Below are 13,344 nucleotides of genomic sequence, written 5' to 3'. Positions count from 1 at the left end.
AATACATAGCTTTTCAAATTGGCTAGATTCAAGCGCTATCCTTAGCAGATAGCTTCTTTGCTTGTAAGCGTTTGTTTAACCAAACGCCGCCAATAATAGGTGCGGCCAATCCCATAGTCAGCGAAACGATCAAGGCAATCCAGGTCGTTTGACTCCATGCTACCGGATACACATCCGGCGTGACCGGTTCGCTGATGCCGGGAATGCTCGGCAGGTCGCCGTCCCCGCCGTCCACCTTCAATTGCGCCTTCATGCCTTTTTCCATGTGCTGCGGTATCTCGCAGTGCACCAGATAGGTTTTAGGCCGCGACGGAACGATCAGCGAGGCCTGTAATTTTCCTTGGCCGTATAGTTCCAAATGCACCATGCCGTCCGGGTATAGATAACCGGGCAGGCCGTGAATCATCATTTGATGCCGGATTTGGTCGTCGTTGATGAAGGTGATGTTGATTCGACTGCACGGTTTAACATCCCATTCTTGCTTGTCGAACGCAAACATCTTGCCGGGGAATTTTTGCGCATGCTCATGGCCCGCGCGGATCACGATATCGACATCCTCGGAAATTTCCTTACAGTCGCGTGGCAAATTGTCGGCATTGGCATTCATGATCATGCCGGTTTCATCCATCATCATATTGCCGTGTTTCATCATTGCCGTGCTGGGAGGGCTGACCGCCGCCAACAAAAGCAAGCATAACGACGCGCTTGATAACTTTTGAATCCGGGGAATAAAATTTTGTCGGGTCATTGTGAGTGTTTCCTGTTGAGCGCAACGACAATAAAAATAATCAGTCCGAGCAATAAACCGACCGCGAGACCGAAGCCGGCGATGCGAACATAATCCGGCGCGAGCATGCCGGCTTCGCCGAGTGCGTCGCCATATTCTCCGCTGCCCCAGACCGGCAGTTTCTTCTGGTAATAATTTTTAGTGAAAACCTGGTCGAACATTTCGTCATGCATATGCGGCATGCCTTGGTCGTCGAGCAAATGCCGGTAAGCCAAAATGGACATATTGCCGCCAGGTTCCAGGCCGTCGGTGGTCGTGCCGGTCACGACATGGTCGTGAAACATCCACAAGCCCGGGCCGTAACTATGCAGCCCGTCGTTTTTGGTGTACAGATCGAGGTCGAGGCGTTGTGCCGGAGCAATGTCGAAAACGTCGCGGGTGATTTGCGAGCCTTCCGGCGCCTTGACGCCGTCATAAGCCATGATGGTTGCTTTATGTCCATGGAAATGAATCGCCGCGGCCGATCGCTGCACATTGACTAAATTGAGCTTGATATGTTCGTTTTCCTCGGCGACGATGATGCCGTCTCGTAGCGTGTAAGGAAACGAGCGGCCGTTCAAGAGGAAATAATTTTCGAACGACTCGGTCATGTTATATTCGCGGTTCATGCGTTGCGCGATCAGTCTTGGGTCGTTCGCGCCCTGCACGATGCTAGCGAGCCGCTTGTCGATCGATTGATAGACCAAGTCATATTCGCGGCTGAATTTTTCCTTGACCGCAACCGAGGGGTGTCGCACATGGCCGGCGCCGATATTGAAGGTTTGCAGCCAATTATTAGGCCGGTTTTCCTCGACGATGATCATGCCGGTCAAGCCCATCATCATATGTTGCGCGGTTTGTACATGGCAGTGATAAATCATCGTGCCGGCATGACGGGTTTGAATTTCGTAAGTATGGTTTTGCCCCGGAAAGACTGGGTGTTCCTCGACGCCGTCGTTATCCTTTCCTTCGGAATTCAGCCAGGGATGATCGACGCCGTGCAGATGGATCGTATGCGGCAGATAATGGGTATTTTCCAGGGTGATGTAAACTTTATCGCCTTGCTCGACCCGAATCACCGGGGACGGTGCGCGCAGAATCGGGTTTGCCACGAGCGAATTGAAATGCTTGACGCCCATGCCGACCATCTTGGGTGAGTAAACCCAAAGCCCCGGTTCGATGCCCGGTGCGATAGGGAAAGTGTTGATCAAGAATTCGCCGTCGGGGCTCTGGCCGTTCAGTTCGGTTACTTCCAATTTGATGCGGATGACATCCGGGTCGCCGTCGCCGTCGAGATCGTCGGTCTTGATCAACGCATCTTGGGCGAAGTGGGTTTGCATCAAGGTATGCATCGAGACGTTATTGGTGCCTTTGACCGACACGGCAATATCGTAGGGATTGTCCGGTTCGCACAAGGGCGATGCGGCGATTTCTAAACCGTCGATCTTTTGCGCATCGCGCCATTCGGGCTGTTCGTTCGAACAGGGTTTTTCGATGCCGCCGGCTTCATCGAGGCGATACGGTACTGTTGTAGGCGGCTCGATACCCGCAGGTTCTTGCATGGCAGGCGGTGTCAGCCAGGCAAATGCCGGCTGAGAGCCGATCAAAAGGCTAAATAAAACAAAAAAGTGTCGATGCATAGTGATAGGGCTTATGGCGCGCTGGTGTGGGTGAGTGCCGCTACTTCTTCCGGCTTGGCGTAGTCGACGCCGACGCTGATGATGAAACTCGATACCGCCTCGATATCCATTTGCGAATTGACTACCTTCGATTTATGGACGATCACGGTAAAGCCAGAGGTTGGGTTCGGCGAAGTCGGTACATATAAAACATAATTGTCGCCGATGCGGTTTGTAACATAGGCAGGCACCCACATGCCTTCCTTGGGGTACTCGACATAAACCACAGCGCGAACCTGCGCCTCTTCTTTGGTCAGAAATAATTTAAAGAGTTTTTGCGTGACGCGGTAAACGGTGCCGATAAAAGGAATGCGTAAGATCATTTTTTCCAGGTAATACAGTAAATGCGCTTTTTCCTGCTTGAGTAAGTAGCCGAAATAACCGAGTATCGCAAGCGCCGAAGCGAATAATGTAAAGGTCACGAATGGGTTTTCATAACGGCCATGGATAAGCAAAATGAAATTGATCAGTAGACTTTGCACATAAAATACAATTTGCAGAATAATGGCGATAGGAACGAAGCCGATGATGCCAATCAGTACGTAATCCGCAAAGGTTCGTAGGTTTTTCATGATAATGGTCTCCTCGTTATTTTTATAGTGGCAGGTAGAGTGTGTCTTGTAAGGAATGGATTTACTCTAGAAAAAGCATTTCACCATGAAGGTTATAAAGAATAAGAGGTTAATTCAATGGCTTGTTCTGCCTATGCAAATCATTTTGTTCCCCTAAAAAGTGGTTGACATTTTAGGGTAAGTCGATGCAATACTTTATGTGCTTTATGGTTAATCTGTAGGGTTTGAGTTCACCGATTAATATACCTTTCGCACTTCAAATTTCGGCAGTGCCTGAGGAGGCGCCAGGGTGTGCGGCAAAGGCTTTGCCAGCATGGAGCTGGCATAGAGCCTACAGGGATGTATTCACGGCGTCCTTTGACGGACACCCTGGTGCCGAATTTTGATCTGCGATGGGTATAATCAGTGATATAGACTCCACGAAACCTGAGTTCGGTTTAAGAAACCGGTCAGTATTAGGTAGCGCTACCTGAGGCCGTCTTAACCCTTCGAGGTATATTATACTGGTATTGAATTAATTCAGGACAACGTCGAGAGGTTTCCGTTTTGATTGAAACGTCAAGAAGCTCGAGGCATTTTATCCCGGAGCTTTAAAAAGCGCTGGTAGCGTGACATTGGAATATTTCCTTGTTCGGCCGCTGCTCTAACCGCACAATCCTTGTCGTTGACATGCCGGCAATTATTGAAACGGCAGTGGTCGATTAACGGTTGAAATTCGCGGTAACCGTAAGCCAATTGCGCTTCGGAGAGTCCGTCGAGTCCGAAAATGGCGACGCCGGGGCTGTCGATCAGATTGCCTCCGGATGGAAGATGATAAAGCGTCGCGGCGGTCGTTGTGTGCCGACCGTGTTTCGTGGTTGCGCTGATGGTATTGATTTTTAGATCCTTGTCGGGAATCAGCGCATTGGTCAATGACGATTTGCCGACGCCGGACTGGCCGGTCAGAATGCCGGTTTGGTCTGTCAGTGCGAGTTTAAGCTGATCTAATCCGTGTCGATGGGTGGCACTGACACGGAAAATCGAATAACCCAGATTCTCATAGATAGTCAGTTCGTCGATTAGAGCGGTCTGAGGATTCAGGTCGGTTTTGTTATAGACCAAGGCTGCATTGATATTGCGATTTTCGCAAATAGCCAAGTATTGGTCGATCAGCAAAAAATCGCAATAAGGTTCGGGAGCGAAGACCACGAAAACGGTATCGATATTCGCGGCGACCGGTCTGACTTTGTCGTTCCGAGAAGGACGCGTCAGGAGGGAGCGTCGCGGCAGGATTTCCTCGATACTGCCTTGATCGGGGGCCGAAAGTTGCCATAAAACTTTATCGCCGACCGTCACGGTTTCGAGCTTCCGTTTCGGTTGGCAAAGCACGGTTTTACCGTCGCTCTCGACGGCAATACCTTGACCTAAATGCGCGATGACAAGCCCTTCCTGAAGCGGACTCATCCGTTTGCCGCAAGCTTGGTTTCCAGATGCGCGATGCGAATGGCCGCCGGTGGATGACTATAATGGAAGGCCGAATATAACGGGTCCGGCGTCAACGTGCTGGCATTTTCTTCGTAGAGCTTAACTAGACCGCTGATCATCTTATCGGCGCGAGCATTCGCGGCGGCAAAGTCGTCGGCTTCGAATTCGAATTTACGCTGAAAATAGGCACTGATCGGCTGCATAAATGGCGTGAAAACCGGCGAAACCAACGTGAACAGTAGCAAGGCAGCTGCGTTCGACGCTTCTGAAACGCCCAAGCCACTGAAAAACCAAGGCTTGTCGATCAACCATCCGAGAATGGCCAGGCTAATTAGACTCATGATCGAACTGGCGACCAACATTTTAATGACATGCTTACATTTGAAATGCCCCAGTTCGTGCGCCAGCACCGCTTCAAGTTCTTCTTCCTCGAGAGAATTAACTAAGGTATCGAAGAACACAATGCGTTTGTTGTTGCCAAGGCCGGTGAAATAAGCATTACCGTGTCCGGAGCGTTTCGAACCGTCCATGATGAAAATACCTTGGCTGTTGAAGCCGCAACGGGCCAGCAAGCCTTGTATACGCTGTTTCAGCGATCCGTCTTCCATCGGTGTGAATTTATTGAACAGCGGGGCGATAACGGTCGGAAATAGCCAGCTCATCAATAATGAAAAACTGATGAGAATAGCCCAGGCCCAAAGCCACCATAGCGAACCGATGCTGTCCATGACCCAAAGAATCAAGGCCAAAATCGGTAGGCCGATTGCCAACATCAAACCCAGTTGTAGTAACTGATCCTTAATGAATTGTTGCGGTGTGCTTTTATTGAAGCCGTATTTTTCTTCGATTACGAAGGTTTGATAAACATGTGTCGGAATTTCCACTAAGGTCATAAACAATATAATGGTTGCGACCGAGCCCAAACCGGTAAGCATTGGCGACAATTCGAATCCGGACCATAGATTGAATGCATATTCGATACCGCCGCCCAGAGTAATCAACAGTAGGAATACTAAGCCTATCAAGCTGTCAATCTTGCCGAGCTTGCCTTTATCTATCGTATAATCGGCGGCTTTCTGATGGGCTTCGAGCGAGACTTTATCCTTGAAGGCATCGGGTACCTCGTCGCGGTGTTTCATAACATAATCCGATTGCCGCATGGACAGCCAAAACTGAATCGCATAGGAAACAATCAGCGCAAAAAGGAAGATAACGGTAAAAGTATTCATTATATAAAGCGTCAAGGTTGAGAAGTAGGCATACAGAGTAGCCAATGCTATAATTTCGCGCAACTTTAATCATACAGGGAATTAAAATGGAGCAAGTGTCATCTCGTCTGATTTGGATCGATCTCGAAATGACCGGTCTTGATCCGGATAACGATGCAATTATCGAGATTGCCACAATCGTTACCGATAAAGACCTTGAAATATTAGCGAAGGGCCCGGTGTTGGCGATTTATCAAGATGAAAAAGTACTGGCCAAAATGGACGAATGGAATCAAACGCATCATGGTCAATCCGGTCTACTCGAGCGGGTGCAAACATCGACTGTCGATGAAGCCGAAGCCGAACATCAAACTTTGGAGTTTTTAAAGCTATGGGTTCCCGAAGGCGTATCGCCGATGTGCGGTAACAGTATCGGCCAGGATCGGCGTTTTATGTACCGTTCGATGAAAAAACTCGAAGCTTATTTTCATTATCGTAATCTCGATGTGTCGACCCTGAAAGAACTTGCAGCCAGATGGGCGCCTACGGTCAAGGACGGTTTCGTCAAGAAAGAAGCGCACCGCGCCTTAGACGACATTGTCGAATCGATCGAAGAACTCCGTTACTATCGGAAACATTTCATCAGATATTAATGTTAAATCAAGTTATTGCGGTCGCCATGGGCGGGGCTTGCGGGTCCGTGCTTCGGTTTTTGGTGTCGACCGGCGTCTATCAATGGTTGGGGCGAGGCTTTCCCTACGGTACATTGGCGGTCAATGTAATGGGTTCCTTTTTGATGGGGCTGTTAGTCGAAGTATTGATACTGCAGCGCGTCGCGATGACCGTCGAATATCGGGCCGCGATTCTGGTCGGATTATTCGGGTCGTTTACAACCTTCTCGACTTTTTCTTTGGAAACTGTCTATTTAATCGAGCAAGGCAGTTTCGGCAAGGCCGCGTTAAATATCGGCGTTAGCATCGCCGCTTGCTTAATTGCCGTTTGGATCGGCTTGTTAGGCGGACGCTTATTGATGCTTTATTCAGGCGGCGTGATTCGTTCAATGGGTTGGGCGTTTCCGTATGCGATGGCCACGATCAATGCGCTTGGCGCCTTATTGATCGGTTTGGTGGCTTCGTTAATTGTCGAAAAAATTGCACTATCGCCTGAATACCGCGCTGCGGTAATGATCATCGGTGCCGGCGCGTTCGTGACTTTTTCGGGTTTGTATTTGATTCTATATTTAATTGAAGACGAGCATCCGCTCGACCTCAATGTGAATTGGATGCTAAGCGTTTTTTTGAGTAATGCGATTTTTTGCGGATTGGCGCTTTGGTCGGGTTATTGGATAGGGAAAAAGCTATGAAGTCGAAACCGGTAACTGTCGTGCGTATTTACGCATTGGAAGGCAAGGCAAGCTCGGGCGAAATCGTCGACATGTTGCACAATGAACAAGCGATTTCAGGCGTCAGTGTATTTCGAGCGATCGAAGGTTATGGAGAGAACCGGGAAATGCATACGACATCTCTGTTGACGCTGTCCGTGGATTTGCCGGTGGTCGTCGAATTTTATGACGAGCCTGAAAAGGCCGAAAATGCGATTATCGCTTTGCGGTCACGGTTCGATTTGCCGCACATTGTCACCTGGCCGGCGACCGCGCCTATCAGCGTCGATTCTTGATGTTCCATGATTTTAGAAATCTAGGATAATTGTTCTATTAAAAGTGTTCTTAGTACTGTTAGAAATACTTTTTTATTAAAGGTAAAAAAAGTCCAAATGTTAGACCCTCGTTTATTCAGATCCGATCTCGATTTTGTTCAACAGCAACTGAAGCGCCGTGCGTTCGAATTCAATGCGGCCTTTTATTCCGAATTGGAGGCCAAGCGTAAGGCGATACAAGTCAAAACGCAGGACCTGCAAAACGAACGTAACAGTCGGTCGAAGTCGATCGGCAAGGCCAAGGCCAATGGCGAAGATATTCAGCCCTTGCTCGATCAGGTGCAACATTTAGGCGACCAGTTGAAAACGGCTGAAACCGAGCTCGGCGACATCCAGTCCAAAATGACCGAATTGATGGAAGGGATTCCGAATATCTTGGACGATTCGGTGCCGGAAGGCTGCGACGAGGAAAGTAACGTCGAAATTAGCCGATGGGGCGAGCCGGGGCAATTCGATTTCGAAGCGAAGGATCATGTCGAATTAGGCGCGAAAGTCGGCGGCATGGACTTCGAATTGGGCGCGAAGATTGCCAGTGCGCGTTTTGTTGTGTTGCAGGGAGCGCTGGCGCGCTTGCAGCGTGCGCTTATTCAATTCATGCTCGATACGCACATTAGCGAACATGGTTATATCGAAACCTATGTGCCGTTTCTGGTCAATGCGCAGAGTTTGCGCGGAACCGGACAGTTGCCGAAATTCGAGCAGGACTTGTTCAAAGTCGGAAGCGAGCCGCCGTATTATTTGATCCCGACCGCCGAAGTGCCGGTCACCAATATCGTGCGGGACGAAATCGTCGACGCTAAGAATATGCCCTTGAAATTCGTTTGTCATACGCCGTGTTTTCGAAGTGAAGCAGGTGCTTACGGTAAAGACGTCAAAGGCATGATTCGTCAGCATCAATTCGAAAAGGTCGAGCTAGTGCAGATCGTTAAGCCTGAAGACTCCGAGGCGGCTCATGAAGAATTGACCGGGCATGCCGAAACGATTCTGAAAAAACTTAAACTGCCGTATCGTAAAGTTTTGCTGTGCGCCGGCGATACGGGCTTTTCATCGGCGAAAACCTATGACTTGGAAGTATGGTTGCCTGGGCAGGGCGTCTATCGGGAGATTTCGTCATGCAGCAATTTCAAAGATTTTCAGGCAAGGCGCTTGCAGGCGCGTTGGCGCAATCCCGAAACCGGTAAGCCGGAATTGGTTCATACGCTGAATGGTTCCGGGTTGGCCGCAGGAAGGACATTGATTGCGGTGATCGAAAATTATCAGGACGAGCAAGGTAGGATTCATGTGCCGGAAGTGCTGAGGCCTTATCTCGGCGGCATTGATGTCATTGAGTAATGTTGGTGAGCAGTAAGCAGTCAGGAGTGTATGGTGGATAGGCGGCTCTTGGAATCCTTTGCGGGAGCGGCGCCTTCGTCCTGACTGGCGAAGCCTAAGACGTTTATCCCTCAAGCGGGGCGGGTTGAATGATCCGCCGACTCAGTAACGCTCATGAAGATCCAGCGCCTAAATTATGGCTATGTTCGCGTTAGCAATTGAAACGGTTCTCTTTCCGATAGTCTGAGCGTGGAAGAGGGTACGATTACTCGCTTGACAGGACGCCCCGAGGCCGAATTTTCATCTACGATGAGTATACTTTTTGAGTAGTCGATTGCATTTTATGTGATTACTCATAAAGAGTCGTTAAATATGCTAATCTTTGTGGTTTTATCACTATGACTATTCAAGCATGATTGTTGTTGGCATTGGCGCATCTGCGGGCGGGTTGGAGGCTTTGCTTCCTTTCGTATCGCATTTATCGCCGGACACCGGAATGAGTTTTATCATCGTACAGCACAGTTCGGCCGATCAGCCTAGCTTGTTGGCCGAATTATTACGCAAAGAAACGGCTCTGCCGGTTAACGAAGCTAAAAACGGTGCCCGTTTACAGGCCAATGCTATTTATGTCGCTCCTCACGATTTCGATATTGCAATCGACAACAAGCATTTCAAATTAAGCCGCCCGCTTTCTAAGCAAGTTCCTAAGGCTTCAATCGATTATTTTTTCAAGAGTCTTGCCGAATCATGCCAAGAGAAGGCAATTGCCATTATTTTTTCAGGTGCCGGTAGCGATGGAGCGAATGGCTTGAAAGCCGTCAAGGCGGCGGGCGGCATTACGATGGCTCAGCGCCCGGAATCGGCCAAATTCAGCAGTATGCCGAAGGCCGCGATCGATTGCGCCGATGTCGATTTAGTTGTTGAGCCGGCGGAGGCTGCCGGAAAGTTGGCAGCGATAGCGCGTAATTTCGAAAAGAATCTAGGAAACAATCCTGTACAAGGCACGCCTAAGGCGGTCAACTTATTGATCGACCGCATCTTGAGTACGACCGGAATGGATTTCGTGAATTACAAAAGCAGTACGATCAACCGGCAAATCCATCGCCGTATGGCTATTTTGCAAATCGAAGACTTCGATGAATATGTCCGGTTTTGTTTGGATAACACAGAAGAGCTGTCGCGACTAGCTTACAGCTTCTTGGTTTGCGTAACGTCTTTTTTTCGAGACGAACAGTCATTCGAGGCATTAAGGGATGCGCTCAAAACGATTGTCAACGCTAAGTCTCCGGGCGATGAAATCCGTATTTGGGTGCCCGGCTGCGCGACCGGCGAGGAGGCTTATTCGATCGCGATGTTGTTAATGGAAGAGCTCGGTGCCGCAATTTCCCGCTATCGGGTGCAAATTTACGGCACCGATATCAACGCCAATGCGATACGAATCGCCCGGAGAGGCGAGTATAACGAAATTGCCTTACAGGGTTTAAGTCGAGAATTCCGAGAAAAGTATTTTTTGCCGCTGGAACAAGGCTTTAGTATTAATCGGAGCCTGCGGGATTTGGTTATTTTTTCGCGTCAAGATTTAATCAAGAATCCGCCATTCATTCGCCTGGATTTAATTAGCTGTCGCAATCTTTTGATTTATCTAAACCAGACGATGCAGGAACAGGTGCTCAAGAATTTTCATTATTCATTACTGAATAACGGAATTCTGTTTCTCGGGCAGGCCGAATCACTATGGAAACTTAACGATGCCTTTACACGGCTCGATCGTAACAATAAGTTGTTCGTCAAAAACAGTACCCTCGTCATCCGTCCCGATTTAAATGCCAAAAAAATGATCGATTTTGCATTGACGGAAAATGACGGCGTGAGCAATCCGATTTTTCCGGCCCATAGAATAGTCGGTCAGGATAAACTATTTGAAAAATATGTGCCGCCCAGTATTCTTTCGACACGAGAGGGGCGCGTTCTCGAGTTTTATAATCGCTGCGACGATTTTATTAAAATTCGGCAAGGCAAGGCGGATTTTAATCTATTTTCGATCATCGATCCGGTCTTCAAAACCGAGCTGAGAGCTTTCTGCCATCAGGCGTTATCCGATAATAAACCTGTCAAGAGTCCGCCGTTGACCTTGGTCTCCGAAGGCATGCCTTATCATTACCGGATTTCGGTTACGCCGGTTTACCATCAGCTGGCTAATGATAGTTTATTGCTGATTTCATTTGAGCCTGCCGCCGAGCATTCCGAAGTTAGTTCCCCGGATCGAGAGGCGGCGTTATGTATTACCGAATTGGAACATGAGCTGCAAACGACTCGCGAGACTTTGCGAACCGTGACCGACGCGCTGGATAACTCGGTCGGCGAATGGCAAATCATGCACGAAGAAGCGCAGGCAACCAACGAAGAACTCCAGTCGACCAATGAAGAGCTGGAAACGTCTAATGAGGAGTTGCAATCGATCAACGAGGAATTAACCTTGGTGAACGATGAATTGACCGTTAAAACGAAGGAGCTGGTCGGGTTAAACGACGACTTGAGAAACATACTGGAAAGCATCGAAATGGCCGTGATCGTGATCGATAGTCGGATGCGAATCACCCGTTATAATGGAGTCGGTCAGCGTTTTCTGCAACTGAATTCGATGGCAAACGGTAATCTCACAATCGAATCGTTGGAAATATTATTCGGTTGTGAAAATCTAGTCGGTCCTGTGCAACAAGTGATACAGACACAACAGAGCGTCTTGATAAAGAAAGAAAAACAGGGGCTACATTATGACCTCACGCTTTATCCTTACCGAAGCTTAGCCGGTAACGAGGTGACGGGAGCCGTGTTAACCATCGAGGATGTTACTTCGCAATACTTAACCGAGCAGCAAATTCGTCTATCGGCCAGTGTGTTCGATGCCGCTAATGAAGCCATCGTGATTACCGACGAAAATAACCGGATTATTTCAGTCAATCCGGCATTCACTGAAATTACGGGCTACAGTAAGAACGAGGTATTGGGAAAAGACCCGAAAATACTCAATTCCGGTAAGCAGACGAAGTCGTTTTACCGAAATCTTTGGCATACTCTTGAGGAATCGGGAAGTTGGCAGGGCGAGATCTGGAACAAGCGTAAGAGTGGCGAGATTTACCCGGAATGGCTTTCGATTAGCGCATTGAAAGAAGCGCAAGGAGGAGTTTCGAAATATGTCGGTATTTTTTCGGATATCGGCGACTCGTTGCGCGCTCAACAATTGATTCATCAGCAGGCTAATTTCGATGCGCTGACTCAATTGCCTAATCGTAACTTGTTTTATGATCGATTACAGCAGGCTATTACCAAAGCGCACCGCGAACGAAAGCTATTCGGGTTAATGTTTATCGATCTTGACGGTTTTAAGGATATCAACGATGCGCTTGGACATTCACTAGGCGACCGCGTACTGCAAGAAGTTGCCGCACGCATGGCGCATGTCTTCAGGGAGTCCGATACTTTTGCCAGATTCGGCGGGGATGAATTCACGGTGCTGGTCCCCAACTTGGAGTCCGAAACCGATATGATCGCGCCGACCGAAAAAATACTCGAAGCCATTCAAATGCCGATTCAGGCGGACGACCATGAGCTGAATATTACGGCCAGTGTCGGCATCACGATTTATCCGAATGATGGAAGAGAGGCCGAAACATTGCTTAAAAATGCCGATAATGCGATGTATTCGGCCAAGGCGGAGGGGCGCAACGCCTATCGTTTTTTTACCCAAGAAATGCATGAGAAGGCCCAGCGTCAGCACCGTATCGTCAACGATATTAAAAACGCCGTTAAATTCGAACGTTTTATTGTCTATTATCAACCGGTCGTCGACTTGCAAAGCCAGAATTTATGCGGCGCAGAGGCTTTAATCCGCTGGCAACATCCGGTGAGAGGCTTTATTTCGCCGGATGAATTTATTCCGGTTGCCGAAAGCTTGAATCTTATCGGGCAGATTGGCGAGTTCGTGTTAGCCAAGGCTTGCCATTTTATTGCCGGTTTGAATAGCGAATTGGGGGCCGAGTTATCGATTGCGGTCAATTTTTCGTCGCTACAATTTGTCAACGGCAGTTGTGTCGATAAATGGCTGGATATAATCAACCAGAGCGGTGTCGGTGCGAGTAATTTCGTTGTTGAAATAACCGAAAGCTTGATGATGAGCCACAAGGAGCATTATATTCGGCAATTGCAAAAGCTGAGGTCTCAGGGCATTAAAATCGCATTGGATGATTTCGGCACCGGTTTTTCATCGCTCAGTTATTTGAAGAAACTGCCCGTCGATATTATCAAAATCGACCGGACTTTCATAAGAGACATACTGGACGATCCGAGTGACGCTTCGCTCGTCGAGTCGATTCTCGATATCGCTAATAATTTTCGGCTCGAAGTCATCGCCGAAGGCGTTGAGGAGGAAGGGCAGGCTGAATTTCTCAAGACTCGTCCATGTGCTTATGCGCAAGGTTATTACTACAGTAAGCCGTTGCCCGAAGACGAGTTCAAACAGTTCGCGATGGGCAAAAGAGTGTGTGACAAGATGATGTAACAATTTCATCCGCAGCCGCGGGGTATATTACCCGTCGTAGATCAAAATTCGGCGCCGGGGCGTTCGTCAA

10 protein-coding genes are annotated in these 13,344 nt (G+C 48.7%); 5 read left to right on the top strand and 5 right to left on the bottom strand.

What is annotated here, in order from left to right; translation table 11 throughout:
- Window positions 1–28: 28 nt before the first annotated feature.
- The 5 genes from WJM45_RS14360 to WJM45_RS14340 form a co-directional block, all read right to left on the bottom strand.
- Window positions 29–748, bottom strand: coding sequence for a multicopper oxidase domain-containing protein (locus WJM45_RS14360; protein WP_341325768.1), 720 nt, complete (start codon window positions 746–748; stop codon window positions 29–31).
- A complete protein-coding gene (locus WJM45_RS14355) occupies window positions 745–2,406 on the bottom strand; it encodes a multicopper oxidase domain-containing protein (RefSeq protein WP_341325767.1) in 1,662 nt (553 codons plus the stop codon). Before WJM45_RS14355 ends, WJM45_RS14360 begins: the two co-directional genes overlap by 4 nt.
- Before the next feature lie 11 nt (window positions 2,407–2,417).
- Window positions 2,418–3,017, bottom strand: a complete 600-nt coding sequence (locus tag WJM45_RS14350) for a DUF502 domain-containing protein (protein WP_341325766.1) — start codon at window positions 3,015–3,017, stop codon at window positions 2,418–2,420.
- Between the two features lie 558 nt (window positions 3,018–3,575).
- Window positions 3,576–4,460, bottom strand: a complete 885-nt coding sequence (gene rsgA, locus WJM45_RS14345; protein ID WP_341325765.1) for a ribosome small subunit-dependent GTPase A — start codon at window positions 4,458–4,460, stop codon at window positions 3,576–3,578.
- Window positions 4,457–5,710, bottom strand: coding sequence for a M48 family metallopeptidase (locus WJM45_RS14340; RefSeq protein ID WP_341325764.1), 1,254 nt, complete (start codon window positions 5,708–5,710; stop codon window positions 4,457–4,459). The genes rsgA and WJM45_RS14340 overlap by 4 nt, the downstream gene beginning before the upstream one ends.
- Window positions 5,711–5,796: 86 nt before the next feature.
- Between WJM45_RS14340 and orn the strand changes: the two genes are divergently transcribed.
- The 5 genes from orn (at window position 5,797) to WJM45_RS14315 (ending at window position 13,274) form a co-directional block, all read left to right on the top strand.
- Window positions 5,797–6,342, top strand: a complete 546-nt coding sequence (gene orn, locus WJM45_RS14335) for an oligoribonuclease (RefSeq protein WP_341325763.1) — start codon at window positions 5,797–5,799, stop codon at window positions 6,340–6,342.
- Window positions 6,342–7,052, top strand: coding sequence for a fluoride efflux transporter CrcB (crcB, locus tag WJM45_RS14330; protein WP_341325762.1), 711 nt, complete (start codon window positions 6,342–6,344; stop codon window positions 7,050–7,052). The genes orn and crcB overlap by 1 nt, the downstream gene beginning before the upstream one ends.
- A complete protein-coding gene (locus WJM45_RS14325; RefSeq protein ID WP_341325761.1) occupies window positions 7,049–7,366 on the top strand; it encodes a DUF190 domain-containing protein in 318 nt (105 codons plus the stop codon). Before crcB ends, WJM45_RS14325 begins: the two co-directional genes overlap by 4 nt.
- Window positions 7,367–7,462: 96 nt before the next feature.
- Complete coding sequence (gene serS, locus WJM45_RS14320; protein ID WP_341325760.1) at window positions 7,463–8,737, top strand: serine--tRNA ligase; 1,275 nt, start codon at window positions 7,463–7,465, stop codon at window positions 8,735–8,737.
- A gap of 391 nt (window positions 8,738–9,128) precedes the next feature.
- The gene (locus WJM45_RS14315; RefSeq protein WP_341325759.1) at window positions 9,129–13,274 is read left to right on the top strand and encodes an EAL domain-containing protein; all 4,146 of its coding nucleotides are present in this window, start codon (window positions 9,129–9,131) and stop codon (window positions 13,272–13,274) included.
- Window positions 13,275–13,344: the final 70 nt, after the last annotated feature.

Origin of the sequence: Methylotuvimicrobium sp. KM2 (assembly GCF_038051925.1) — a bacterium.
Taxonomy (GTDB): domain Bacteria; phylum Pseudomonadota; class Gammaproteobacteria; order Methylococcales; family Methylomonadaceae; genus Methylotuvimicrobium.
This window is presented reverse-complemented; position numbering and strand designations above follow the sequence as displayed.

Excerpts from the sequence above, each read along its gene's own strand:
- WJM45_RS14340 (WP_341325764.1), bottom strand. The coding sequence starts at position 5,710 with ATGAATACTTTTACCGTTATCTTCCTTTTTGCGCTGATTGTTTCCTAT.
- orn (WP_341325763.1), top strand. The coding sequence starts at position 5,797 with ATGGAGCAAGTGTCATCTCGTCTGATTTGGATCGATCTCGAAATGACC.
- WJM45_RS14360 (WP_341325768.1), bottom strand. The coding sequence starts at position 748 with ATGACCCGACAAAATTTTATTCCCCGGATTCAAAAGTTATCAAGCGCG.
- rsgA (WP_341325765.1), bottom strand. The coding sequence starts at position 4,460 with ATGAGTCCGCTTCAGGAAGGGCTTGTCATCGCGCATTTAGGTCAAGGT.
- WJM45_RS14315 (WP_341325759.1), top strand. The coding sequence starts at position 9,129 with ATGATTGTTGTTGGCATTGGCGCATCTGCGGGCGGGTTGGAGGCTTTG.
- crcB (WP_341325762.1), top strand. The coding sequence starts at position 6,342 with ATGTTAAATCAAGTTATTGCGGTCGCCATGGGCGGGGCTTGCGGGTCC.
- serS (WP_341325760.1), top strand. The coding sequence starts at position 7,463 with ATGTTAGACCCTCGTTTATTCAGATCCGATCTCGATTTTGTTCAACAG.
- WJM45_RS14350 (WP_341325766.1), bottom strand. The coding sequence starts at position 3,017 with ATGAAAAACCTACGAACCTTTGCGGATTACGTACTGATTGGCATCATC.
- WJM45_RS14325 (WP_341325761.1), top strand. The coding sequence starts at position 7,049 with ATGAAGTCGAAACCGGTAACTGTCGTGCGTATTTACGCATTGGAAGGC.
- WJM45_RS14355 (WP_341325767.1), bottom strand. The coding sequence starts at position 2,406 with ATGCATCGACACTTTTTTGTTTTATTTAGCCTTTTGATCGGCTCTCAG.